This is a genomic window from Nocardioides sp. WS12 (assembly GCF_014108865.1).
GTDB lineage: Bacteria > Actinomycetota > Actinomycetes > Propionibacteriales > Nocardioidaceae > Nocardioides.
In genome coordinates, this window is the sequence record NZ_CP053928.1 from 767,724 (window position 1) to 792,251 (window position 24,528).

Below are 24,528 nucleotides of genomic sequence, written 5' to 3' on the forward strand. Positions count from 1 at the left end.
GCGGTCATCACGCCTCCCGGGCGAAGGTGAGCTGGTGGTCGTCGATGTAGCCGGCAGCGAAGCCTGCTCGGCAGTACTCGAGGTAGAAGTGCCACATTCGGCCGAAGGTCTCGTCGAAGCCGAGATCGGTCACCGCCTGGCGTGACGCGACGAACGCGTCGTCCCAGAGCTGGAGGGTGCGGACGTAGTGCGCTCCGATCGACAACGTGTCGACCACGCGCAACTGGGTGTGCCTGGCGACGGTCTCCTCGATCGCCTGCACTGACGGCAGCGCGCCGCCGGGGAAGATGTACTTGGTGATGAAGGTGTGCGTCGAACGGGTCGCGAGCATCCGGTCGTGCGGCATCGTGATCGCCTGGATCGCGACCCGACCACTGGGGGCGAGCACGTGGTCGAGCGTGCTGAAGTACGTCGGCCAGTACTGCCAGCCGACGGCTTCGATCATCTCCACCGACACGACGGCGTCGTACGCACCGGCGGGCTCGTCGAGCAGGGCGCGGTAGTCGCAGAGGTCCACCTGGACGTCGTGCGCGTGGCCGGCCGCCGCGATCCGCTCGCGAGCCAGGGCCTGCTGCTCGACCGACAGCGTGATGCTCCGCACCAGCGCGCCGCGGGCCGCCGCACGGATCGCGAGCTCGCCCCAACCGGTGCCGATCTCGAGGAGCCGCGTGCCCTTCGTGACGCCGGCCTGGTCGAGCAACCGGTCGATCTTGCGGTGTTGGGCCGCGACGTGGTCCTCGGCCGTTGCCGTGGCCGGGTCCGTGAAGAGCGCGCTGGAGTAGGAGAGCGTGGGGTCGAGGAAGGCCGCGAACAGGTCATTCGACAGGTCGTAGTGATGCGCGACATTGCTCTGCGTGTTCTCGCGGGTGCCGCGCTGGGTGCGCGGGATCTTCGTGACCACCAGCGAGCGCAGCTTCTGCAGGCTCGGCGGCACCAGCGACGGCAGTTCGGCCGCCAGCACGGTGAGGAAGTCGCCGAGGACGCCGTCGCCGGGTGTGCCGTCCTCGCACCAGGCGCCCGTCATGTACGCCTCGCCGAAGCCGATCAGCTGATCCCGGCCCAGGCGTGCGAAGAACTCGTCCGGACGTCGTACGACGATCGCGGGACCGCCGCGGCCGAGCTGCTCGATCTTCCCGTTGCCACGGTGCAGGTGCACCGTCACGTCGAGCCGGGAGACGGCCGAGCGGAACAGGCGCTGCGCGACGCGCGCCGAGAAGCCGGCGCTGGGGGCGGGGTTCAGGTCCGGCCACGCCTGGAGCAGGGGAGCGGTGGTCTGGGTCATCGGAGCACGCCTTCCTCGAAGGGATCGGTGGCGGGAGCAGTTGCAGGAGATTCGTAGACAGGCCGCGGATGGACGGGAACCCGGCGGGCCCAGAGCGCGATGCCGTGCACCCGGATCAGGGCCGCCCCCCGCAGGCCCGACAGCGGCAGCAGGGGCGCGGTGCCCGGTTCGCCGGTCAGGCCGGCGTCGAAACGGGACCCCGCCTCCGTGCGCAGGGTGATGCCGAGCCGGATCGCCCCGGTGACCGGGTCCGGCGGTGGCGCGAGGACGTCGTAGTAGCCGTCGGTCCCGTGGAACGGCGACACGTACATCGCCTTGTCGACCTGCCCGCGGCCCTCGGAGTCCGCGTCGAGCAGGTAGGCATGCCGGTCGCCGTACGTGTTGTGCACCTCGACGACGGTGGCTGCGGGCCGACCGTTTCCATGCTCATCGGCCCAGCACCAGTGGACCGAGATCGGATTGAAACAGTGTCCGAACGCACGGGGCTGACTTGCCATCAGCACGCGGCCGGCCCGCAGGTCGAGGTTGTGTCGGGCGAGGAACCGGTCCAGTCCCTCACGCACCGACACCGTGTCGCCGTCGAAGTGGTCACGACCCAGGAAGCGGCCGTGGGCACCCTCCACCCGGCCTCGTTCCGAGGTCTGGTCGAGGTCGACGACGTACAGGTGGGACTTCAACTGGAAGCTGTTCTTCAGCGGCTCCCGGCGCTTGTGGACCAGGACGGTGTCGTACGACGTCGCGGGCTTGGGTTCGAGGCTCGTCGCTGACGCTCCTCGCACCTCAACCAGCGGTGCGTCGCCGGTGGTTGAGGTGCGAGCGCCAGCGAGCCTCGAAACCTCCGGCCATTCGATCCCCAACCGCTCCACGGCCTTCAACCCCGACCGCGCACCGTCCTCGTGGAATCCCCACCCGTGGTACGCCCCGGCGAAGACCAGGCGGTCCGAGTTGATCTCGGGAAGCCGGGACCGGGCGGCGACGGAGGGCGGTGTGTAGAGCGGGTGTTCGTATTCGCGGCGCACCAGCACGGTCGCCGGGTCCACGATGTCCTCGCCTCCCAGGGTGACGAGGTAGTGGGTCTGCGTGGCGAGACGCTGCAACCGGGTCAGGTCGTAGGTCACCTGCACCTGGTCGTGTGCGGTCGTCGGGCGGCGGAAGTTCCACGACGCCCAGGCGTCGCGAGCGGCGGGCATCACGCGGGTGTCGGTGTGCAACAGCGCCGTGTTGTAGACGTAGGGCAGCGCGTCGAGGAGTTCGCGCTGCAACGGCGTGGGGGCGTCCAGCATCGTCAGTGCCTGGTGCGGGTGCGTGGCGAGGACGACGGCGTCGTACTCCTCACGACCGGCGCTGGTGGTGGTCACCTCGACGGCGTGCGGCGTCTCCCGGACAGCCACCACGGGCGAGCCGGTGCGGATGTCTCCGCCGGCTGCGCGGACGGCGGCGGCCAACCTGTCGACGTACGTCCGTGAACCTCCGGTGACGGTGCGCCAGGTGGGAGACCCGAATACCTGCAACATGCCGTGGTGCTGGAGGAACGCGAACAGGTACGCCGCCGGGTAGTCCCGAGCGGTGTCGGGGTCGCACGACCACACGGCCGCCACGACGGGCTCCATGAAGTGGCGACGGAAGTACGGCGAGAACCGGCCCTGGTCGAGGAACTCGGCCAGCGTCGTCAGGTCCTCGGTCGGCCGCGACGGGTCGTTCTGGCGGGCGAGCAGCTTCCGGGCCTGCCGGTGGAAGCGCGGGATCTCCCCGAGCATCTTGAGGTAGCGGGGGTGCTTGTGGTTGCCGGCGCCGGCCGGGAACAGGCCGCTGCGTCCGAGGGCGCCCGCCCATTCCAGGCCCGTCCCCTCGTCGGTGATCGACATCGACATCTCGGACGCCTGGGTCGGCACGCCGAGCTCGTCGAAGATCCGGATCAGCACCGGATAGGTACGACGGTTGTGGACGATGAAGCCGGTGTCGATCGAGAGTTCGCGGCCGGTGGGGTCGGTCACCCGGTGTGTGTCGGCGTGGCCGCCGAGGCGGCTGTCGGCCTCCAGCAGGGTCACGTGGACGTCCGGGGAGCGCGAGGCGACGTAGGCAGCGGTGAGTCCGGCAACGCCGGAACCCACCACGGCGAGTCGCCGTGGCCGTTCCTGGTTCATCACGAATCCAGTGCGAAGACTGCGATGGGTTCGCTGGTCGGGCGTTCGGAGCCGCCGTCGGGCTCCACGGTGATCCCGACTCCGATGGCATCCGAGGGGTCGCCGTCGAGCAGCACGGTGGCGTCACGGAGGTCCGGCATGATCCCGGCGGGCTCCATCACACCGGCGGGGGTCTGCAGCCACAGCTGGTAGTCCTTGCCGGCGGGGGCGGCGCGCATGTCTTCGGTCTGGATCACGGCCCCGTGCAGCGAGCGGGACACGACGACCGTGGCCTCGGCTCCGTCGGGGAAGCGCTTCTCGATGCTCTTGGCATCAGCAGCGGCCAGGACCTGTTCGGCAGTGAGGACGAGGGTCTCCGGTTCCTCGTCCGAGCGGAGCCACAGGCCCCCCACACCGGCGATGAGGACGGCGGCCGCGGCAACGAGCAGCGGGATCCGGGCGCCGAGACGGCGGCGGCTGTCGAGCTGGACCACCGGTGCGGACGGTGCCGCCACCTCGACGGGAGCCTCGACGGGAGCCTCGACGGGACGGTCGGCAGGCAGCGGGGGGAGCGGGCGGATGTTCGCGATGTCGCCGAGGAGGCGGTCGCGCAGCGAGGCAGGGGGAGCGACGTCGTCGGTACCGAGGACCGCGGCCGCTTCACGGAGGCTGTCGACCTCGTCGCGGCAGTCCGCGCACTGGCGGAGGTGGGCTTCGAAGCGGGCACGCTCGTCGGGCTCGAGGGCGTCGACGGCATAGGCGCCGGAAAGTGCGTGCACGTCGTCTCCTCCGCTCGTGGGCTGGTTGTCGGTCATCGTCCTACTCCGATGGTGTCGCGGAGCCTGATGAGGCCGTCGCGGATCCTGGTTTTTGCGGTCCCGACCGGTAGGTCGAGCAGAGCGGCCACTTCGGTGTGGGTGTAGCCGCCGAAGTAGGCCAGTTCGATTGCTTCGCGCTGGACTTCGGTCAGGTGCGCCAGGGCCGCCCGTACCCGGTGTGCCTCGAAGGAGGCATGGGCGGCTTCGGCCGTGGTGTCGTGATCCGGCGTGTGGTTGCGCTGTTCGTACTTCTCGTCCCGCCGGCTGGCAGCTTCGGCGCTGCGGACCCGGTCGACCGCCTTGCGGTGGGCGATGGTCATCAACCAGGCCAGGGCACTGCCGCGCTCTGCGTCGTACCGACTGGACTGGCGCCAGACCTCGAGGAACACCTCCTGGGTGACCTCTTCGGACTGAGCTCGGTCCCGCACCACCCGCAGCACGAGTCCGTGGACTCGTGCTGCGGTGGCGTCGTAAACCGCTGCGAACGCTTCGGTGTCGCCTCGCGATGCCCGTTTGAGCAGCGCGCTGAGATCGGCGGTGCTGGAGTCAGCGCCGACCGGCGCCCCCGCGAGGGGGACGCCGTTCGGGTTGTCCTGGACCGGATCCATGAGGTGATCCTTGCGCTATCAGGAGGTGGTTGACGAGGGAATGAGCAACTGAGTCAGAGTCACTTGACTCCGGTCAGCACCTTGTCGATGACGTAGACCGTGGCGTTGGCCGTGGGGACGTTGCCGCAGATGACGTTGGCGGTCACGGTGCCGTCGGTGACGGTCATGCCCGACTCGGCGTTGCCCTCGATGGTGAGCTTGTCGCCCGCGAGGGTCTCCTGGCTGCCAGCGATGGAGTCCTTGTCCTCGTTCGCGCCGATCACGTGGTGCGCGAGGATCTTGTAGAGGGTGCTGTCCTGGCCCTTCTCCTGACCCTCCATGACCAGACCGTTGAGGTCGGCCTCGGGGATCTCGGCGAAGGCACCGTCGAACGGCGCGAACACGGTCAGGGCCTCGGCACCGTTGAGGGTGTCGGCGAGACCGTCGACCGCGCCGACGGCGGCGACGAGCGTCTTGAGGAGCGGGTTGTTGCTCGCGGCGGTGGCGACCGGGTCCTTGACCATGCCGTCGAACGAACCGGCACCCGAGGTGGGGACGTTCGCGCAACCGTCACCGAAGGTCTGGGCGCCGGCGCCAGCCTTGGCACCGTCGGCACCGTCCGGGGTCTTGCTGGTGTTGTCGGTGCTGTCCGAGCCACTGGGCTCGTCCTCGCCGCACGCGGCCAGGCTGAAGGACAGGGCGAGGGCCGCGGTGGCGATCCCGGCGTTGCGGCGGAGGTTCTGGAGCTTCATGGTGGTGCCTTCCCTTGGTGTGTCTGTCTGGGTTGGTGCTGCTGGTGATTCGGAGGTGCTGCCGATCCGGATTGGCCGGATCGGAAGTTTTTTCAGCCGACGTTGACGATGAGCTCGTGCAGCCCGCTGGCACCGTTCGGGAACGGTTCGGCGCGCACGGCCACCTGGGCCTCGCCGTTGCCGGACATCGCCCGTACGGCGAGTCGGTGGGAGCCCTTCTTCGCGTCCCAGGGGTAGAACCACTGGCGCCAGTAGTTCTCGCCACCATCCGGGCCGAGGGTCGCGTCGACCCAGGCCCCACCGTCGATCCGGACTTGGACGCCGGAGATGCCGTCGCGTTCCTGGGCCCACGCCACGCCGCCGATGACGACGTCGCCCGGGTCGAGGTTCGACAGGGCCTTCGGGGTGTCGATGCGCGCGGAGATCTTGATGGGAGCGTCCGTCGCCCAGTCCCGATCGGTCCAGTAGGCCTTCTGGTCGTCGTACGTCGTCAGGGTGAGCTTGGTGAGCCACTTGGTGGCGCTGATGAAGCCGTAGAGGCCGGGGATCAACATCCGGACCGGGAAGCCGTGCTCGCGCTCGAGCGGCTTGCCGTTCATCCCCACGACGATCATTGCGTCGCGGCCGTCGGTCGCCAGGTCGAGCGGCGTGCTGATCTTCATGCCGTCGAAGTCGGTGGACAGGATCTGGTCGGCCTTGTTGCCGACGCCGGCCAGGTCGAGGATGTCCTTGAGCGGGACGCCGAGCCAGCGGGCGCTGCCGATGTAGGGCCCGCCGACGCTGTTGGAGACGCAGGTCAGGGTGATGTTGCGTTCGATCATCGGCATCGCGAGCAGTTCGTCGAAGGTGATCGTGAGCTTCTTGTCGACGTCGCCGTCGACGGTCAGGGTCCAGTCGTCGGCGCTCACGATGGGGGTGTCCAGACGGGTGTCGACGCGGTAGAAGTCCTTGATCGGCGTCTCGAACGGCGTGATCCCGGGGACCTGGTCGTCGAGGCCGCGCGGCAGCGGCGGCGCGGGGCTCGCAGCCGTCGGGAGGTCGACGTCCTCGGGGCGCAGGCGCAACTTGTTGATCACGCGGCCGGCCACGCCACCGACAGCGGCGATCGCGGTCAGGGCACCGATGCTGATCAGGACCCCGCGACGCCCGGTGGAGCTCTCGCCCGTGGCGTCAGGGGCGGTGACCTCGTGTTGCTTGCGGGCCAGGAACGCGAGGGCCAGCGGACCGGTGACGGCGGCGACGATGCTCGGGAGCAGGTCGAGCACCCGGGCCTCGGGACGACTCAGGACGGCAACGGCAGCAATGCCGACGAGTACGACGAGCAGGCTGGCCCCCCAGGCCAGCCTGCGTCGTGCGAGCACTCCCGCGATGGCCGCGAGGACCAGGACGCCCCCGAGGACCGAGCCGACCAGGATCACCTTGTCGGCGCTGCCGAAGTTCCGGATCGCCCATTCCTTCATCGGCGTCGGCGTCAGGTCGATGACGGCCGAGCCGACGGCGAGCACGGGCGAGGAGGCTGGGTCGGTGAGGGACGCCACGGCGTGCGCGAGTCCGATACCGACCAAGGTCGCGAGAACGCCGTACCAGGCCCACAGCAGTCGCAGCTTCATGCGAGTGCTTCGGAGCGGACGGCTCCGCGGATTGGTCTACGGCACGTGCGGGGTGGCGATGTGGAACAACGCATCGCCGGCATTGACGATCGGCGCCCGGGTCAGCCCGATCACGATGCCCGCCCGGTCGGCGTGCACGAGGCGCACCCGGCGGCCGAACGTGTCGGAGAGGCCACCGAGACGGCGGCCGACTTCGACGTACTCCCCGAGGCCGACCTCGAGGTGCAGGATCCCGGTGCCACGGGCGCGGACCCAGCCGCTGCCGCGCGCTTCGACGGGGGTGGGTGTCGGTTCGGTGGCACCGACGATCTCGCCGAGGTCGGCGGGCGTCGGGTCGATCATGTCCAGCGCGGTCAGGACGCGTCGTACCCCTTCGACGCCGACGGCGATCGGCTGCTCGTCGAAACGCATCACCTCGCCGGCTTCGTAGAGCAGGACGATGGCGCCGCGGTCGCGGGCGGCCTGGCGCAGCGAGCCGTCGCGCAGTTTGGCGTGCAACATCACCGGGGCGCCGAACGCCTGCGCCAGTTCGCGGGTGCGCGGGTCGTCGAGGTCGGCGCGGATCTGGGGGAGGTTCTCGCGGCGGTCGGCTGCGGTGTGCAGGTCGATGCCGACGTCGCACTTGCTGACGACCTCGGTCATGAACAGGTGCGCGATCCGGCTGGCCAGCGATCCGCGGGAGGACCCGGGGAAGGACCGGTTGAGGTCGCGGCGGTCCGGCAGGTAGCGGTCGCCGGTCATGAAGCCGAGGACGTTGACGACGGGTACGGCGAGCAGGGTGCCGCGCAGCGTCTTCGCCGACAGCGGCGCGAGCGCCCGGCGGATCACCTCGACGCCGAGCACCTCGTCACCGTGGATCGCGGCGTTCACCCAGACGGTGGGGCCGGGCTCGCGGCCGTGGATCACCCGCACGGGCAGGCTGACGTCGCCGCCGGTCACCAGCCGGGTGATCGGGAGTTCGACCTCCTTGGACGAGCCGGCGCGTACCCGGACGTTGCCGATCGCGAACGATTCACGCGCCACTGCTGACTCCTCGATTCCTGCGCCGCACGCGCCGTGTCGGTCGACCGCCAAGGTAGGAGTGGCTGGCGTCGACGACGAAACCCTGGCGGAGTGCCTCACGGCCGATCAGCAACCGGAAACCCATCTCGTCGCGACGGGTCAGGGTGATCTCGGTGGTGACCAAGCGGTCGACGAGCCTGAGGTCGGTGAGGATGACGATCCGTTCCTGGGCGTGGCCGGTGGAGCTGCGGACGACACGCCGATCGTGCACCGGGCATTCGACGAAGACGGCGTCCTCGGCCGAGCGCTGCCACGGGTGCACCGAGAAGCGCACCCATTCGGCGCCGTCCTGCTCGAACTCGGTCAGATCGAAGGCGTGCAACGCGGAGGTCCGCGCACCGGTGTCCAGCTTGGCCTTCACGTTGTTGACGCCCAGACCGGGAAGACGAACCCACTCTCGCCAGCCGGCAGTGACCTGCGGGCTGCTTGAATGGGATCTCACCACGCTGGCATCCACACGGCCATCCAATCAGGTCGGGAAACAAGCAGGTCGGGAATGAAGCTCGCGATACTTTCTCGCGCACCACGGTCCTACAGCACCCAGCGCCTCCGTACGGCGGCGCTGGATCGCGGACACGACGTCAAGGTGCTCAACACACTCCGGTTCGCGATCGACCTCTCGGGCGAGGATCCGGACCTCCAGTTCCGCGGGCGACAGCTCTCGGACTACGACGCCGTGCTGCCGCGGATCGGCAACTCGATCACCTACTTCGGCACGGCCGTCGTACGACAGTTCGAGCAGATGGACGTCTACACGCCGAATACGGCGAACGGCATCGGCAACTCCCGCGACAAGCTCCGCGCCTCCCAGATCCTGTCGCGGCACAACATCCGGATGCCGGCGACGACCTTCGTCTGGGACCGCGCCGACGTGATCCCCGCAATCGAACGCGTCGGTGGCGCACCCGTCGTGATCAAGCTGCTCGAGGGCACCCAAGGCATCGGCGTGATCCTCGCGCCCACGCTGAAGGTCGCCGAGGCGATCATCGAGACCCTCCACTCGACCCGTCAGCAGGTGCTGATCCAGCGCTTCGTCAAGGAGAGCAAGGGCCGCGACATCCGCGCCCTCGTCGTGGGCGACCGGGTCGTGGCGGCGATGCGACGCGTCGCGCAGGGCGACGAGTTCCGCTCCAACGTCCACCGCGGCGGCACCGTCGAACGCGTTGACCTGGACCCGGCCTACGAGCAGGTCGCCGTACGCGCCGCGCAGATCATGGGCCTCAAGGTCGCCGGTGTCGACATGCTGGAGGGCGACGACGGCCCGCTGGTCATGGAGGTCAACTCCTCCCCGGGCCTCGAAGGCATCGAGACGGCCACCAAGCTCGACGTCGCCGGCGCGATCATCGACTACATCGACAACCAGGTCGCCTTCCCCCAGATCGACGTGCGTGAGCGGTTGTCGGTCTCCACGGGGTACGGCGTCGCCGAGATCGTCGTCCACGGTGACGCGGACCTCGTGGGTAAGACCCTCGGCGAATCAGGCCTGCGCGAGCTCGACGTCACCGTCCTGACCCTGCACCGCGGCACGACCGTGATCCCGAACCCGTTCAACCGGCACGTGCTCGAGCCCGACGACCGCCTGCTCTGCTTCGGCAAGCTCGAGGAGATGCGCTCGATGATCCCCGCGCGCCCGAAGCGCCGGGCCCGGGTGAAGAAGCTGCCCAAGCAGCCGATCCACACCGACACCTGAGCGAGTCGCGTATCGAGACGCCGCCCCGGTGGTTGAGGTGCGAGCGAAATCTGGCGAGCCCGGTGGTTGAGGTGCGAGCGGATTCTGGCGAGCCCGGTGGTTGAGGTGCGAGCGAAATCTGGCGAGCCCGGTGGTTGAGGTGCGAGCGAAGCGAGCCTCGAAACCCCCGGCCCTGACCACGAACTCTCCACAGGCTTGGTGGGGACTTTCGCCTGTCCACAGGCGGGTTTCCGCCGCTTCGCGATGTCGGAGGTCGGTGATGTAATACATGTATGGATCTCGGAACCGACACCCGCTCTGATCGGGCCTTGCTGTCCGATCTCAGCAAGGGCGTCAAGGTCCGTCAGGCTGCGCTGGTCAAGGAATGGGTCGACATCGCGACCTGGGCCAGGCGCAACATCGTCACGAGCCCCGAGCAGGCCGCGACCATCGTCGACGGGATCATCGACACCGGTGTCCCGATCGCGGGTGCCGGTGCACCGTTGGTGTCCGAGTTCAACCTGATGGAACTCATCGCCGTGCTCGGCCGCTCCCCTGATGGTGGACGTGGGTACGTCGGGCGGATCATCGAGTGCGCTTGGCGACTGCCCGGCATCTACACCGCTGTCATCGAGGGCCGGTTGGAACCGTGGCGGGCCGAACGCATCGCCGACCTCACCCGGCCCCTCAACGCCGAAGCGGCTGCCTTCGTCGATCGGCAACTCGCTGCCGTCGGCGGCGTGGGTTGGGCTCAACTCGAACGCCTGGTTCAGGAAGCGGTGATCCGGTTCGACCCCGAACGCGCCGAAGCCGAACGCCAGGCCGCCGCCGATGCCCGGCGGGTCGATGTCGGTGAGGTCGACGCGAACGGGCAGGTCGAGTCCCACTCGGTTCTGGATGCCGCGGATGCTCATGACTTCGACCTCGCGTTGTCGCGTCGAGCCAAGATCCGCGGGCAGCTCGGCGACACCGACTCCTTCGACGTCCGCCGCTCCAAGTCCGTTGGCGACATGGCCCGCCAAGACCTGTCCCTGGACCTGCTGTTCACCGACGAAGAGACCGGCGAAGTCGTGGCCCAGTCACCCGGCCGGAAGGTCGAGCTGAGTGTCCACATCACCGACACCACCCTGACCTCTGACGACGTGGACAACCCGTTCGCGAACCCCGTCGGCCGCTGGGACGAGGGCCGTGCACCGATCTCCATCGCGCAGATCAAGGAATGGCTCCGCGCCCGCGACACCACGATCATCGTGCGACCGGTGATCGACCTTGCCGACTGCGTCCCGGTCGATTCCTACGAGATCCCCGACCGCATCCGCCGCCGCGTCGAACAGCGTGATCACACATGCCGGTTCCCCGGTTGCCCCCATCGGGCGTCCCGCTGCGATCTGGATCATGCGCAACCCCATGGCCAGGGCGGTGCGACGTGTCCGTGCAACCTGGTCCCGCTGTGCCGACGACATCACCGCGCCAAAACCCACAGCCGATGGCGCTACACGATCGTCCTGCCCGGCCATTACCTGTGGACCAGCCCCCACGGGCGACGATTCCTCGTCGGACCCGACGGCACCCGCGCCCTCGACCCACCGCGGTCGCCCGCACCCGACGAATAGCTCCCCACGCCGCGAACCCCGCCCACCAGCGGGGCCAGCGGCATGCCCGGAGCAAGTCAGTAGTGAGACAGCGGACCCGCACGCACATGCCGATGGGCGCGCATCCGGTCATTCGGACCGTCTAACTGGAGTTCCCCCGGCGTCACACGCCGGCGATCCTCCACCTAACGCCCTGATCTGCCGCGAAGAGCCTGAGTCACTTTTGCTCCGCTGATTCCGCTCGGCTGCAACACTGACGCCGTGGGGCACGAGAACTCTTGGACGCAACAGCAAGGCATCGTATTCGGTGGTCTGGTGGCGTGCTTCGCGTTCGCCGTTGGCGGAGGTCTCGGCTACTGGTTGGCGGAGTCGGTCGGAGTGAACGGGCTCCTCGGATACGTCCCCGGCGTTGTTCTCGGGTATCTAGCGTCGCGCCAACTCCTTCGCTGGATCCTCGTCCGCCAAGGTGTCTAGAGACCGCGCTCTTCTGCCGCTCTGCGTGTGTTGCCGATTCACCCAGGCGCGGGATGGGGCTGACAGGATCACGGAGTGCGCATCGTCCTGTCGAGCATCGTCGCCTCCGTCCTCGCGCTCGCGACCGCGTGTTCACAGCCCGATGAACGAGGCGGTGCGGTTGGCTCTGGCCAGCCTCCGGAACGCTTCACGATCGCACCCGACGACTACCACGTGCCCTTTGCCGGGACGGCAGAAGACGGGCGCAAGTTCTTCCTGAGCGATGAGCTCTTCGATGTTCACGCAGCGGACGACGAAGCAGCGGGGTTTGTCGGGCTGTTTCTCTGGCACCCGGACGGAACCTTCGCGGAGGTGCGAGTGGACCGGGTCGAGAGAGCGGAAGGCGTCCCACCGGGTCAGGCAATGGGAGGCGGCGCGGACGACCTCGTTGCCAAGCGCCTCAGCGAGCTCGGGAACTACAAGTTGGAACCGATCGTCGTGGAGCCCTTCACGACGGTCGTTGATGGCGTGACGTTCGGCTGGGAAGTCGATCGGTATGAGGACGGCACCTACTTCATTGGCATCCGGCCCGGTGACTTCATCGTCTACTACGAGCCGTGGGACGGCTTGGAGTACGACACCTGAGTTCTCGTCGGTCGAGTTCCCGGGTGCGGCAGGATGGCGCCCATGACTGACGCACCCGCCGAGCTGGTCCACCTCGATGTCGCCGACGCCGTCGCCACGATCACCCTCGACTCGCCGCACCACCGCAACGCGCTGTCGAAGCAGCTGATCACTGAACTGACCGGTCACCTCGCGACGGCCGACGCAGCAGACGACGTCCGCGTCGTCGTACTGAAGTCCTCGGGCCGGGTGTTCTGTTCGGGGGCCGACCTCGCGGCGGCGTCGACGGCGCCGATGCAGGAGGGTGCGCGGGCGATCGTGGCGCTGCAGCGCCAGATCGTTGCGCTGTCGAAGCCGGTCGTCGTGGTCGTCGAGGGTGCGGCTCGGGCGGGTGGGATCGGCATCGTGGCGGCCGCGGACGTGGCGATCGTGGCCGAGGACGCCACCTTCGCGCTGACCGAGGTGAAGCTCGGCCTGACGCCGGCGGTCATCTCGCTGACGGTGCTGCCGAGGATGACGTCCCGGGGCGCCGCGCTGACGGCCCTGGGCGGCGAGGTCTTCACGGGTGCGCAGGCGGTCGAGTTCGGCCTGGCCACGCTCGCCGTACCCGCGGCCGACCTGCAGGCGAAGGTCGACGAGGTCGCCGGGCAGATCGCGACGGGTGCTGCTCAGGGTCTCCGCGAGACCAAGAAGCTGCTGGGCGCCGACCTGCTGGCGCACATCGACGCCCATGGCGAGGAGCTCGTCGAGCTCAGCGCGCGCCTGTTCGGATCCGACGAGGCCCGCGAGGCCATGACCGCGTTCCTCACCCGCAAGAAGGGTTGAGGGCGCGCCTCAGCCTTCGAGGTACGACGTCAGCGAGGTCACCAGCGTCTTGTAGACCCGCTCGCTGTCCAGTCCGGTGCCGTTGGACACGTGCGACCGGAGCCCGTGCAGGGCGATCGTCAGGGTGTGGGCGACGTCAATCGCACGTTGCTCGTTGATGCTCACTCCGGGCATGCCGTCGAAGAAGTCGACGAACGCACCGGTCCAACTGTTCTCGAGTTCGCTCATCGCGGCTGCCGTGAGCGGATGGGACAAGGCGAGGGTCGGGCGTGGGCGGGGCAGTCCGGATCGCAGGGTCTCGATCGCCACGGCATACGGCGAGTCGAGAACGCGGCGCCACAGGTCGGCCAGTTCGGTCACGCGACCGGCGACCGTGTCGCTCTCGGGAGCCGACCACAGTGCCGGCCGGTCGTCACGGATCTGCTCGACGACGGCGGACCAGAAGCCGTCGGAGTCCCCGAACAGGTTCTGCACCGAGCCCCAACTGAGGCCGGCCTCGCGGGCCACCAGGTTGATCGAAACCGACTCGGGTCGCCCGGTGCCGAGCATTTCGAGCGCGGTGGAGAGCAACCTCTCCCTCGCGGCCACGCCGCGTCGGTTCAGTTTGCGTGGCAGTGCCACTGGCGTCGTACTCATCGGACCCCCCTCAGGTGTGCGAGCCTGCCGCCATTCAAGCACCCCCGGGCCCTGTAGGGTTATGGGCTTGCCGTTCCTTGGGAACGGTTGTTTCAGACGGAATGCGGACGGTAGGGGTCACGTCGGTGGCAGACGAACTGGTGGAGCGCGAGGTCGCGTCTGAACAGGCCTTCGTCGACCGGGTCTATCGGCAGCTGGAAGTGGCTGGCGAGGCCGCCCAGGAGCTGGCCAAGGAAGGCCATTCGCGCGGGCGGGTGGGCCACGAAGGTGGCCTGGTCGAGCGCGACGCGATGGTGTTCCAGGCCGCGAAGCGGATCGCCCAGCTCGACGCGGCCCACGAGGGCCTGGTCTTCGGCCGCCTCGACATGGAGGCCACCGTTGACCCCCAGCCGCGGTACGTCGGCCGGATCGGCCTGCGCGACGACGACCGTGATTCGCTGCTGATCGACTGGCGCGCGCCGGCCGCCGCCGTTTTCTACCAGGCCACGGCAGCCGAGCCGCAGAGTGTGATCCGGCGCCGCGTGCTGCGCAGTGCTTCCCGCAAGGTCATCGGTGTCGAGGACGAACTGCTCGACGCGGAGGCGCTGGCCACTGCCGAAGCCGCTGGTCGCGCGCTCCCGATCGTCGGCGAGGGCGCGCTGATGGCGCAGCTCTCCCGGGCCCGCGACCGCTCGATGCACTCCATCGTCGCCACCATCCAGGCCGAGCAGGACAAGGCGATCCGCGCCCCTTCTCGTGGCGTGGTCTCGATCTCCGGCGGCCCAGGCACCGGCAAGACCGTCGTCGCCCTGCACCGGGCCGCCTTCCTGCTCTACAACGAGCGCCAGCGCTACGAGCGCGGCGGCGTCCTCGTCGTCGGCCCGTCCGGCGTCTTCATGCGCTACATCGAGCGGGTGCTGCCGTCGCTCGGTGAGACCGCGGTGGCCCTGCGCAGCCTCGGTGAGGTTGTCAACGACGTCCGCGCCACCCGGCACGACGAGCCGGCGGTCGCCGACATCAAGGGCTCTGCCCGGATGGCCGAAGTGATGCGCCGGGTCTCGCGCCAGCAGGCGCCGAGTGCCCCGAGCGAGTTCCGCGTCTTCTTCCGCGACGACCGGCTCGTGCTGGACCGTGGCCGGCTGGGCCAGGTCCGGCGCCAGTTGATGTCGCAGGGCCTGCGCAACAAGCAACTGCCGCGCGTCTCGCACGCCCTCCTCGACGCCCTGTGGCGCCAGGTTCGCGGTGAACGTGGTCGCGAGTACGGCCGCGAGAAGTTCAACGAGGACATGCTGTCCAACCAGGACTTCCTCGACTTCGCCATCGACTGGTGGCCGCCGCTCGATGCACCGACGGTGCTCTGCTGGCTGCGCGACCCGGAGTTCCTGTCCCGCGTCTCCGAGGGCCTGCTCAACGCCGAGGAGCAGCGACTGCTCGCGAAGTCGTGGAGCGCGCTCGACCCGACCCGCGCGATCAGCCACCAGATCTCCATCGAGGACGTGCCGCTCCTCGACGAACTCCGCTACGCACTCGGTGACCTGCCGCAGAAGGCCGACGACGCACGCGACGACCCGATGCACCTGATCGAGGGCGGCGTGAACATCCAGGAGCTGATGACCGCCTCCGAGCGGGAGTACGCCCCGTCCGGCCGTGCTTGGGCGCCGCCGACCAGCAGCATCGACGACGACCTCTACGCCCACGTCCTCATCGACGAGGCGCAGGACCTGACGCCCATGCAGTGGCGGATGGTCGGTCGCCGTGGCCGCACCGCGTCGTGGACGATCGTCGGCGACCCGGCGCAGTCGTCGTGGCCCGCCCCCGCCGAAGCGGCCCAGGCCCGCAGCGCGGCGCTGGAGCGCAAGGTCATCCACGAGTTCCACCTGTCGACGAACTACCGCAACTCGTCCGAGATCTACGCGCATGCCGCGGCCTACGCGCAGCGGGTCGGTCTCAACGCCGATCTCCCGGACGCCGTACGACGCACGGGGGAGGAGCCGAAGGAGATCGTCCTCGGCCCCGGCGCCGACACCAGTGACCTCGAGGCAGCGACCCGTGCGGCCGTCCTCGACGTCGCGGGTGCCGTGTCCGGCACCGTCGGCATCGTCGTCCCGGTCGCGCGTCGCTCCGAGGTCAACGCGTGGCTGGCGTCCTGGCCGGAACTGGCCGACGACGCCGCAGGTGCTCGCGCAGCCGTCGACTCCTCGGTCGCTCCGTCCGGAGAGGACCGCGTCGTCGTCCTCACGGGCCTGGACACCAAGGGCCTCGAGTTCGACGCCATCGTCGTCGTACGTCCGCAGGAGATCGAGGACGAGTCGGCCACCGGCCGCGCCACCCTCTACGTCGTGCTGACGCGCGCGACGCAGTTGCTCACCACGATCAGCTGACCCGCCGTACCATCGGCTCATGGAGCCCAGGGATGACGAGCCGCAGCCCTGGTCGCCGAGCGGGCACATCCCGGCCGACGCGAGGCGGATGGGACTGAACGCGAATGTGCCCGACGGCGCGATGCTGGAGTTCGCCGGCGCGCTCGACAGCACGAAGCTGTCGCACCGGGTCGTCGCGTGGGTGCTCCTGGGCGCGTTCGCGACGCCGGTCGTGCTGACCCTGCTCTCGCTCCTGCGCTGAACCGAAGGGTCAGAGCGGCTTCAGGCCGGCGATCTTCCAGGTGTCACCGTCGCGCGCCATGGTGACCTCGACCCGGCTGCCGGAGACCGACGTCCCGGCCTTGGCCGCTGTCGTGGACTGCGTCAGGAACAGGAGTACGACGACCTCGTCCCGGCCGCCCGACACGACGCCCGCGGCGCTGACCGAAGCAGACGTGCTGATCTTGCGCTCGGTGGCGGTCGGCGTGACGACGTCGGTGAGGATCGTGCGGTAGTCGTCGGTGAAGGCGCCGGTGGTCTGGTCGAGTGCCGTGGCGAGGTCGTCCTCGAGGGTGGCGTTCTCGTAGCTCAGCAACTCGGGCACCCGCGTCTTCGCGGCGGCCAGGGCATCACTGCGGGCGTCGGCCGTCGCCGTCGCCCGGTGTGCCTGCAGGCCGGTGAAGGCCGCGGCGGCCAGGGCAAGGGTCAACGCGACGGCGGCGATGAGTCGGATGCGCGCGCTCATGCGACGAACTCCAGTCCCGACACGAGCCACGTGCCATCGGTCTTCTGCAGGTCCACCTGCAACCGGTAGTTGCGGGGCTCGGCCCTCCCCTTGGGCTTGGTCGACTTGTTCTCGACCGTGCCGATGGCCGCGACGATCACCGTGGCCCGGTCGTCGGCGAGCTTGGCGACGCCGGTCGACACGGCCTCGCCGGTGGCCTTCACTGCGTTGTCCGACAGCGCCTTCTTCAGCCGGTCGGCCTGGGCTTCGAGTTCGCTGCGGAAGCCGGCGGTGGCGCCGTCGAGCAGCCGCGCCATGTCGGCCTCGGAGGTCGAGCCGCTGATGTCGATCAGACCCTCCACCTCGGCGCTCGCGGCAGCGGACGCGGCCTTCTCGTCCGAGACGCGGGACCGCTCCTCCTGCCAGGCGAGGGCGCGCTGTGCCGAGAACGCGAGCAGCAGTGCGACGACCAGGAGCACGGCGCCGGAGCGCCAGGTCATGGGTGGGGTGAGCCGCGACATCAGCGTGCCGCCAGTGGGGCCAGAACGAGGATCTTCCACAGGTCGTCTCCTTCAGTGTTGTCACCGTCGGCCAGGTCGAGCGCCGAGGGGTCGTTGCCCCGGCCGACGGCCAGGTCGTAGGCCACGGTTCCGCTGGAGTCCGGCCACACGCCGCCACGGAAGGTCAGTCCGCAGTCCGCCGGGAGCGGTCCCCGGTCGCCGCCCTGCGGGCACGGCAGGTTGCGGGCACCCCGGATGGCGGTCGGGTTGTCGGGCGCGATGTCGCAGTGCGCCAGACGGTCGACCGGACGGGTCTCGGTCACCCGCGGACTGCGCCGCTGCTGGGGCGGCAGGTAGCCCTTCAGGCAGGACGGCGGGTTGTTGAACGCGGCCCGCAGGTCGAGTTGGACGTCGCCCTGGGCAGCGCGCGGGTTCACCGCGGACTGCACGCGCGCGATGGTGGCCGGGTAGACCACCAGGGTCTGCCGGATCTCCGGCAGGTAGGTGTTGAGGACCTGTGCGTTGGTGGTGAGGTTGGCGAGCAGCATCGGCAACACCGGCTGGAGGTCGGTGACGGTCTTCGTTGCCGCGTCGAGCCCGCCGGGCGCGGACTTCAGCAGGGCCCGGAGGTCGGCGCTGTTGTCCTTGGCGAGTGCGGCGGTCACCTCGTTGAGGTTGCCGGCGTAGGCCCGGGTCGAGGGGCCGAGGTCCTGCTGCGTGCCGAGCACGGGCTCGAGGACCGCGATCAGGGATGTCGTGGCGTCGATCTGGGACTGCGCCTCGGTCAGCAACGATCCCGCCGAGGAGACGAGTTCGTTGAGTTCGGGTCCGGAGCCACCGAGACCGTCGTCGATCTGGTTGAGGACGCGCTGGGTCTCCTGCTTCGGCACCGATTCGAGCAGCCGGTTCACCGAGTCCAGGACGGGCGTGATCTGGGGCATCTCGATCGCCCGGTCGCGCGGGATCTGGTCGTCGTGGGAGAGGAACGGGCCCTTGCCCTTCGCATCGGCGGGTGGCACCAGGTCGACGTACTGCTCACCGATGGCTGACGTGCTGTGCAGTTCGGCCTTGGACCCCGCGGGGATCTCGGTGCCGTTGTCGATGCGCAGCGTGGCCACGGCGCCGTTGTCGCGCACCACCAGGTCCGAGACCAGCCCGACCCGGACGCCGCGGTACGTGACCGAGGCCTTCGGGTAGAGCCCGCTCGCGTCGGCGAAGTCGACCGTGACGTCGTACACGCCGATGCCGACCATCGCCGGGACCTTGGCGTAGTTGAAGAAGGCCAGGCCCAGGGCGATCGACGCGAGGACGGCGAAGATGCGCAGTTGGCGCTTGATCAGGGGTGTCAGCAGCATCAGCAGAGTCCTAGCAAGCGGAGCAGGCAGCCGGGCTTGGGTGCCGGGGCGGGAGCAGGGGCAGGTGCCGGAGGTGCAGGGACACCGGCCTTGTCGCCGTCGGCCGGAGTGTCGGCCGGGGTGTCGGCCGGTTGGTCCGTCGTGTCCGCGGCGGGCGGAGCCAGCGGGTCCTGCACCGGGTCGCCCGCCTGCAGAGCGGGGGGCATGCCACCGAGCCAGCTGTCGACCAGGCTGCCCGACCGCAGGTCGAGGGTGGCGAACAGGTTGGCGTAGTCACCCTTGATCGCATTGCCGGTGGTCATCACCGGGAACGGGATGGTGAGGCCGAGCTTCAGCGCTTCGGGAAGCGTCTCGCTGGCCTTGCCGAGGTTGGCCAGGATCGGGCCGAGCGAGTCGAGGTTGGCGAGCAGCGCGGTCTCGCTGGCGCGGATGACCCGCACCGCACGATCGCCGGTCCGCCCCGTTGTCGTGACCGCCTTGACCAGACGGGCGCGCTCCTCCTCGAGCGCCTGGAGCCCGGGCGAGATCTCGTCGATCGCGGTGGCAATCGCCGAGCGGTCGTCCTTCAGGCCGGCCGTGAGTTGGTCCAGCGACTCGAGTGCGGAGACGATCTGCCCACGGTTCGCGTCGAGTACGGCGAGCAGGTCGTTCGCCCGACGGATCAGGCCCTTCGTGTCCGGCACCCGGTCCCGCAGCGCGGTCGAGAGCTCGCCCGTGATGGTGCTGATCTGCGAGAGACCACCGTTGTTGAGCAACAGCGCGACGGCGCCGAGCACCTGCTCGGTCGCGGGGTAGGTGCCGGTCTGTTCGACGCCGATCACGTCGCCGTCCTGGAGCGCACCATCGGCTGCGCCGGGGATCGACACGTCGACGTACTGGGCACCGAGGAGGGTCTTCTGCCCGACGGCGAACACGACGTTCGCGGGGAGCTCCACGCTCTTGAGCAGGCGCATCTCGACGACGGCCTCCCAGTCCTGGACCTCGATCTTCGCGACCGTGCCGATGACGACGTTGTCCTTGAGGACCGTCGAGTTCGGCACCAGGTTCTCGATCTGGTCGAAGTGCACCTCGACCGTGTAGCCGTCCTCGCCGACGGCCACCTGGCCGGGCAGCGTGTTGTCGTTGGGCTGGATCGCGCAGCCGGAGCTGACCAGGGCAGCCAGTACGACGGCGGGCAACGCCCGGCGCAGTCGGTTCCTGCTGGGGGTGCTCATTCGGTCCCTCCCGTTCCGCCGACCAGCGGCAGGCCGCCGGTGTCGCCGCCGGGCAGCACGCCGAGCAGGCCCATCAACGGATCCAGTGCCTTGATGCAGTCCTCGCTGGTGCCGCCGGCACCGAGCAGGGCGCCGCAGAGCAACTGGGACACGCTGTCGAAGTTGGTGGCCGTCGCCCGGCCGGTGATCGCCTGGTCCTGGATCACGTTGTGCAGGCCGATCAGCGAGTGCGGCGCGACGTGAAGGACGCCGGCGAGTTCGTTGGAGCGGTCGGCCAGCGTCGCCGCCAGGGTGTTGAGATCAGTGATCGAGGACGTCAACTGCCCGCCGTGCTTCTTGAAGTACGTCTCGGTCGCCGCCAGCACCGTCGCGAGGTCCTTGATCGCCCCGCTGAGGTTCGTCTTGTTGCTGGCCAGTACGGCGCTCACGTCATCCAGTTCGGTGGTGAACCCGCGCACGGCTGCGTCGTTGAGGGCCAGGTTGCGGGTGAACGTGTTCAGGTTCTCGATGGTGCTGAACAGGTCCGACCGTCCGTCGGACAACGCCGTCGCGGCGCCCCGGAGTTCGGTGATGGAGGTCCGCAGTTGCGTCGAGTTGCCGTTCTCCAGCGCGTTCTCGAGGGAGGTGATGGCGACGGCGAGAGGTCCGGACTTCTTGCCCTCGTCGGGGCCGAGGGTCGTGGCGAGGTCGGTGAGCTGCTGCTTCACGTCGTCGAAGGTCACCGGCACCGCGGTGCGGTCCAGGTCGACGACGTCGCCGTCCTGCATCCGGTCGCCGCCGGTGTAGACCGGGTCGAACTGGACGAACCGGCCACTGACGAGGCTGGGCGACACGATCGCTGCGTGCGCGTCGGCCGGGATCGGCTGGTCGGCGTCCACCTCCAGGGTCACCAGGACGCCCTCGTCGTCGTTCTCGATCTCCGCGATCTCACCGACCCGGACGCCGAGCACCTTGACGTCGTCGCCGACGTTCAGCCCTTCGGCACTGGTGAAACGCGCCTGGACGACAGTGCTGGTTGTGTCGCGGGTCCACAACAGGATGCCGCCGACGAGGGCGACGACGACCAGCGCCGTGACGAGGCCGCGGCCGCTGCGCAGCGCCTTCAGACGGCTCTTTGCACGCGTGGTCATGGCTGCACTCCGGACAGGATCGGGACCAGCGTCGAGGGCGACGTCAGGTTCTGGATGTAGGCGTCGAACCAGGGACCGCTGGAGATCGCCTCACCGAAGGCGGTCGCGTAGCCGCGCAGCCCGGTGATGCTCTGCTGCAGGTTGTCCTTGTTCTTGTTGAGTACGTCGACCACGCCGTCGAGTTCCTTGAGTGCCGGGGTCAGCACGTCGTCGGTGTCCTTGAGCATCAGGCGCAACTGGGTGGCCAGTTCGCGGGCGCTGGACAGCAGGCTGACCACGACGGCCTGCCGCTCGTCCAGCTCGGTGAGCAGCGAGTTGCCGGACCCGAGCAGCGAGGCGATCTGCTCGTCGCGGCTGGCCAGGACGCCGGTGACCCGGTCGGCCCGGTCGACCAGCGAGCGGAGCTCGTCGTCGTTCGAGGAGACCGCCGACGACAGCGCCGTGATGCCCTCGAGCGCGGGGCCGAGGTCGGGGCTGGTGGCGCTCAGCGTCTGCGAGGCCTGGTCGAGGGCCGCCGCGAGCTGAGGCTTGTCGATCTCTGCGCTGGTCTCGGTGAGCTCGTTCAGCGTCGCTGTCAGGTTGTACGGCGACGAGGTCCGCTCGACCGGGATGGAATCGTCGGCGCCGAGGTTGCCGCTGCCTCGGGGTTCGAGTTCGACGGCAGCCCGACCGAGCAGGGTGACCGTGATGATGCGGGCCTCGGTCAGATCGCCGAGGGTGACGTCGCTGTCGGTGATCACGACGTCAGCGACGACGTGTTCGCCGTCGATGCGCACGTCGCGCACCTTGCCGACCTCGGCACCGGAGATCATCACGGAGTCGCCGCCCTTGAGCCCGCCGGCCTCGGCGAACTGCACGTGCAGGACGTCATTGTTGCCGATCAGCGGCAGTCGGTTGATGTTGAGCGCAGCGAGCACGACCAGCACCAGCACGAGGGTGCCGATCAGGCCGCGGGCGGCCATCCGGTCAGGGCTGGGAGCGCGGCTCATCTTTTGCACCTCGGGGCGTCGGAGTAGATCCACGGCGTCGTGATGGGGGTGACCCCGTCGAGTCCGGTCTGGACCCGGACGCCGCAGAGGAAGAAGTTGAAGAAGTTGCCGTAGGACGCGGAGTTCTGGATCGTCCGGTAGTGGCCGGGCAGCTTCTGCAACACCGTCTGGAGCGTCGCGGACTCGCTGTTGATACCGCGGGCCGCGGTCGCCAGGCGGGTGAGGTCCGTGCGGACGTCACCGCGGGCCTGGCTGAGCAGGGTCGACGTCTCCACCGCGAACTGGTCGATCTTCGCGGCGGCGTTGAGGACCTGGGTGTCCTGCTTGTCGAGTCCGGTCAGCAGGATGTCGGCCCGGTCGAGCAGCAGGCCGACGGTGTCCTTGCGTTCGTCGACGGTGCCGAGCACGTCGTTGAGGTTGCGGATCACCTGCCCGATCAACTCCTCGCGGTTGCCGATCGTGGTGGTGAATGACCCGACGTGCTGGACGAGGGTGGCCACGGCCGACTGCTGGCCCTGGAGCACCTGGATCAGCTGGCCGGAGAGCTCGTTGACCTGGGTGGGGCTGAGTCCGGCGAACAGCGGCTTGAAGCCGTTGAGCAGGGTGTCGAGGTCGAGCGCTGAAGCGGTCTGTGTGGCGGGGATGGTGGCGCCCTTCGCCAGCGTCTCGGCGCCGGCCCCCGACGTAGTGGTGTCCTGGGTGAGCTGGACGACGCGGTCGCCGATCAGGTTGCGGTACTGGATGGTCGCCTTCGTGGCCGTCGTCAGCGCCTGGTCGTCCTTGACGTCGAAGCTGACGATCACCGTGTTGTCGGGCTGGACGTCGATGTCGCGGACCTTGCCGATGTCGACACCCGCGATCCGCACCTCGTCACCGACCGCGAGGCCGGACACGTCGTTGAACACGGCCCGGTAGTCGGTGCGGTCGCCGGGGCGGTACTCGCCGGTCACTGCGGCAACCCACAGCGTGAAGGCAGCAGCCATCGCGAGGAAGGCGCCGAACTTGATCAGGTCGCCACGTTGGCGCCGTCGTTCCGGACTGAGTCGATTCGCGCGCTTCATGGCAGCTGCGCCCCTCCCTTGAGCAGGCCGAGCAGGGTGTCGAGGGCGGCCTGGTCGGGCGTCGGCTGCGGGCCGACGTACGGATTGGCACCGGTCAGCAACGAGGGCGGTTCCTTCTCCGCTTCGGCGGCGTCGATGTACGGCAGCCCGTAACAGATGGGTCCGGTGGTGTCGCCCTGCTGGGGCAGGTTCTCGCCGTACGTGTAGGGATCGCGACCCGGGATCAGACGGGTGATGGTGGTGACGCCGGGGTGGGTGCCACCGACGGCGGCCTCGGCGAGCTTGTTGGCATTGGCCAGACCGAGCACGGTGCAGGGCAGCTCGGGCGAGTAGCGCTCCAGGACATCGGCCACCGGCTGGAGCAGGCGCAACGAGGTCACCAGACCCTTCTCGGAGCTGCGCAGCAGGACGTCGGTCTCGTCGCTGAAGCCGGTCAGGCTGCGCTCGAGGGCGCGCAGTGACGCCTGCTGGCGCACCACCGTGCGCGAGATGGTGCCGGTCTGGCTGAACGCGCTGACCAGGTCGGGCCGGGCGAGTTCGTAGACGTCGAGGACGTCGTCGGCTGCGCGGAGGTCGGCGCTGAGGGTGCGCAGCGACGGGTTGAACGAGCGCAGGTAGGTATCGGTCTGGGTGATCAGATCACCGATCAGTTCGCCCCGCTCGTCGACGGCACCGGCGACGGCGGTCAGCGCCGAGTTCACGTCGGCCGGGCGTGCCACGGCGAGCACGGCGGTGAGGTTCTCGAAGGCCTCGTCGACCTCGACCGTGACCCGGTCGGCGGGGATGACCGCGCCGGCCTTGATCGTCTCCCCGGTGTCAGGAGTAGGGGGCGTGAGCTGGACGTACTTCGCACCGAACGCCGTCGGCGGGACGATCTGCGCCGTCACGTCGGCCGGCACCTGGTCGACCTTGTCGGAGTCGATCTCGAGGTCGATCGTCACCTTCGACCCGTCGGTGTGGATCTCGGCGACCCGGCCGATCTCGACGCCGCGCAGCTTGATCGGTGCACCCGAGGCGAGGGTGAGTCCGGCGCGGTCGGCCTCGACCGACACCAGCACGTTGCGCTCGAACGCCCCGCGGTACTTGGCGATGGTGCCCGCGATCATCAACGCGATCAGGGCAATGAACAGGAAACCGAAGACGACCTGACGGTCGATCTTGTGGGAATGGGTTGTCGTCATGG

23 protein-coding genes and 1 pseudogene are annotated in these 24,528 nt (G+C 69.1%); 7 read left to right on the forward strand and 17 right to left on the reverse strand.

Features of this window, described 5'->3' with window-relative positions; all coding sequences use genetic code 11:
• Positions 1 to 7: 7 nt before the first annotated feature.
• From HRC28_RS03465 to HRC28_RS03500, 8 genes are all read right to left on the reverse strand, one after another.
• Entirely contained in the window at positions 8 to 1,282 is a 1,275-nt protein-coding gene (locus tag HRC28_RS03465; protein WP_182378799.1) for a class I SAM-dependent methyltransferase, read from the reverse strand.
• Entirely contained in the window at positions 1,279 to 3,426 is a 2,148-nt protein-coding gene (locus tag HRC28_RS03470; protein WP_182378800.1) for an FAD-dependent oxidoreductase, read from the reverse strand. The genes HRC28_RS03465 and HRC28_RS03470 overlap by 4 nt, the downstream gene beginning before the upstream one ends.
• A complete protein-coding gene (locus HRC28_RS03475; protein ID WP_182378801.1) occupies positions 3,426 to 4,220 on the reverse strand; it encodes an anti-sigma factor in 795 nt (264 codons plus the stop codon). The genes HRC28_RS03470 and HRC28_RS03475 overlap by 1 nt, the downstream gene beginning before the upstream one ends.
• Positions 4,217 to 4,831, reverse strand: coding sequence for an ECF RNA polymerase sigma factor SigK (sigK, locus tag HRC28_RS03480; RefSeq protein WP_182378802.1), 615 nt, complete (start codon positions 4,829 to 4,831; stop codon positions 4,217 to 4,219). The genes HRC28_RS03475 and sigK overlap by 4 nt, the downstream gene beginning before the upstream one ends.
• A gap of 59 nt (positions 4,832 to 4,890) precedes the next feature.
• On the reverse strand, positions 4,891 to 5,562 hold the full coding sequence (locus tag HRC28_RS03485) for a fasciclin domain-containing protein (RefSeq protein WP_182378803.1): 672 nt from the start codon (positions 5,560 to 5,562) through the stop codon (positions 4,891 to 4,893).
• Positions 5,563 to 5,654: 92 nt separating this feature from the next.
• Positions 5,655 to 7,172, reverse strand: coding sequence for a molybdopterin-dependent oxidoreductase (locus tag HRC28_RS03490; RefSeq protein ID WP_182378804.1), 1,518 nt, complete (start codon positions 7,170 to 7,172; stop codon positions 5,655 to 5,657).
• Positions 7,173 to 7,208: 36 nt separating this feature from the next.
• Positions 7,209 to 8,195 carry a succinylglutamate desuccinylase/aspartoacylase family protein gene (locus tag HRC28_RS03495; RefSeq protein ID WP_182378805.1) on the reverse strand — a complete coding sequence of 329 codons (987 nt, stop codon included), beginning with the start codon at positions 8,193 to 8,195 and terminating at the stop codon, positions 7,209 to 7,211.
• Positions 8,185 to 8,679 (reverse strand): RimK/LysX family protein, encoded by a 495-nt coding sequence (locus HRC28_RS03500; protein WP_237111682.1) that lies wholly within the window; start codon positions 8,677 to 8,679, stop codon positions 8,185 to 8,187. Before HRC28_RS03500 ends, HRC28_RS03495 begins: the two co-directional genes overlap by 11 nt.
• A 51-nt stretch (positions 8,680 to 8,730) precedes the next feature.
• On the opposite strand from HRC28_RS03500, the pseudogene HRC28_RS03505 reads away from it, so the two are divergent.
• The 5 genes and pseudogenes from HRC28_RS03505 to HRC28_RS03520 form a co-directional block, all read left to right on the forward strand.
• Positions 8,731 to 9,591, forward strand: a pseudogene (locus HRC28_RS03505) (RimK family alpha-L-glutamate ligase); the annotation flags it as partial.
• Positions 9,592 to 9,618: 27 nt separating this feature from the next.
• Entirely contained in the window at positions 9,619 to 9,924 is a 306-nt protein-coding gene (locus tag HRC28_RS25735) for a TrkA C-terminal domain-containing protein (RefSeq protein WP_346010503.1), read from the forward strand.
• Between the two features lie 272 nt (positions 9,925 to 10,196).
• Entirely contained in the window at positions 10,197 to 11,516 is a 1,320-nt protein-coding gene (locus HRC28_RS03510) for an HNH endonuclease signature motif containing protein (RefSeq protein ID WP_182378807.1), read from the forward strand.
• A gap of 528 nt (positions 11,517 to 12,044) precedes the next feature.
• Positions 12,045 to 12,593: a hypothetical protein gene (locus HRC28_RS03515; RefSeq protein ID WP_182378808.1), complete on the forward strand. Its 549-nt coding sequence runs from the start codon at positions 12,045 to 12,047 to the stop codon at positions 12,591 to 12,593.
• A 42-nt stretch (positions 12,594 to 12,635) separates the two neighbouring features.
• Entirely contained in the window at positions 12,636 to 13,397 is a 762-nt protein-coding gene (locus tag HRC28_RS03520) for an enoyl-CoA hydratase-related protein (RefSeq protein WP_237111683.1), read from the forward strand.
• A gap of 9 nt (positions 13,398 to 13,406) precedes the next feature.
• Here the strand turns inward: HRC28_RS03520 and HRC28_RS03525 are convergent, their stop codons facing one another.
• A complete protein-coding gene (locus HRC28_RS03525; protein WP_182378810.1) occupies positions 13,407 to 14,033 on the reverse strand; it encodes a TetR/AcrR family transcriptional regulator in 627 nt (208 codons plus the stop codon).
• A 125-nt stretch (positions 14,034 to 14,158) separates the two neighbouring features.
• On the opposite strand from HRC28_RS03525, the gene HRC28_RS03530 reads away from it, so the two are divergent.
• Together HRC28_RS03530 and HRC28_RS03535 are read left to right on the forward strand one after the other, a co-directional pair.
• Positions 14,159 to 16,393, forward strand: a complete 2,235-nt coding sequence (locus HRC28_RS03530; RefSeq protein ID WP_182378811.1) for an AAA family ATPase — start codon at positions 14,159 to 14,161, stop codon at positions 16,391 to 16,393.
• A 19-nt stretch (positions 16,394 to 16,412) separates the two neighbouring features.
• The gene (locus tag HRC28_RS03535) at positions 16,413 to 16,634 is read left to right on the forward strand and encodes a hypothetical protein (protein ID WP_182378812.1); all 222 of its coding nucleotides are present in this window, start codon (positions 16,413 to 16,415) and stop codon (positions 16,632 to 16,634) included.
• Between the two features lie 9 nt (positions 16,635 to 16,643).
• On the opposite strand, the gene HRC28_RS03540 is transcribed toward HRC28_RS03535, so the two are convergent.
• Genes HRC28_RS03540 through HRC28_RS03575 form a run of 8 tightly spaced genes read right to left on the reverse strand, consistent with a single transcriptional unit; the run spans position 16,644 to position 24,526 of the window.
• A complete protein-coding gene (locus HRC28_RS03540) occupies positions 16,644 to 17,117 on the reverse strand; it encodes a hypothetical protein (protein WP_182378813.1) in 474 nt (157 codons plus the stop codon).
• Entirely contained in the window at positions 17,114 to 17,656 is a 543-nt protein-coding gene (locus HRC28_RS03545) for a hypothetical protein (protein WP_182378814.1), read from the reverse strand. The genes HRC28_RS03540 and HRC28_RS03545 overlap by 4 nt, the downstream gene beginning before the upstream one ends.
• Positions 17,617 to 18,951 carry an MCE family protein gene (locus HRC28_RS03550; RefSeq protein ID WP_182378815.1) on the reverse strand — a complete coding sequence of 445 codons (1,335 nt, stop codon included), beginning with the start codon at positions 18,949 to 18,951 and terminating at the stop codon, positions 17,617 to 17,619. Before HRC28_RS03550 ends, HRC28_RS03545 begins: the two co-directional genes overlap by 40 nt.
• Positions 18,951 to 20,165, reverse strand: coding sequence for an MCE family protein (locus tag HRC28_RS03555; RefSeq protein WP_182378816.1), 1,215 nt, complete (start codon positions 20,163 to 20,165; stop codon positions 18,951 to 18,953). The genes HRC28_RS03550 and HRC28_RS03555 overlap by 1 nt, the downstream gene beginning before the upstream one ends.
• Entirely contained in the window at positions 20,162 to 21,295 is a 1,134-nt protein-coding gene (locus HRC28_RS03560) for an MCE family protein (RefSeq protein WP_182378817.1), read from the reverse strand. The genes HRC28_RS03555 and HRC28_RS03560 overlap by 4 nt, the downstream gene beginning before the upstream one ends.
• Positions 21,292 to 22,284, reverse strand: coding sequence for an MCE family protein (locus HRC28_RS03565; protein WP_182378818.1), 993 nt, complete (start codon positions 22,282 to 22,284; stop codon positions 21,292 to 21,294). Before HRC28_RS03565 ends, HRC28_RS03560 begins: the two co-directional genes overlap by 4 nt.
• Positions 22,281 to 23,345 carry an MlaD family protein gene (locus tag HRC28_RS03570; RefSeq protein ID WP_182378819.1) on the reverse strand — a complete coding sequence of 355 codons (1,065 nt, stop codon included), beginning with the start codon at positions 23,343 to 23,345 and terminating at the stop codon, positions 22,281 to 22,283. Before HRC28_RS03570 ends, HRC28_RS03565 begins: the two co-directional genes overlap by 4 nt.
• Positions 23,342 to 24,526 (reverse strand): MCE family protein, encoded by a 1,185-nt coding sequence (locus HRC28_RS03575; RefSeq protein ID WP_182378820.1) that lies wholly within the window; start codon positions 24,524 to 24,526, stop codon positions 23,342 to 23,344. Before HRC28_RS03575 ends, HRC28_RS03570 begins: the two co-directional genes overlap by 4 nt.
• Positions 24,527 to 24,528 lie beyond the last annotated feature (2 nt).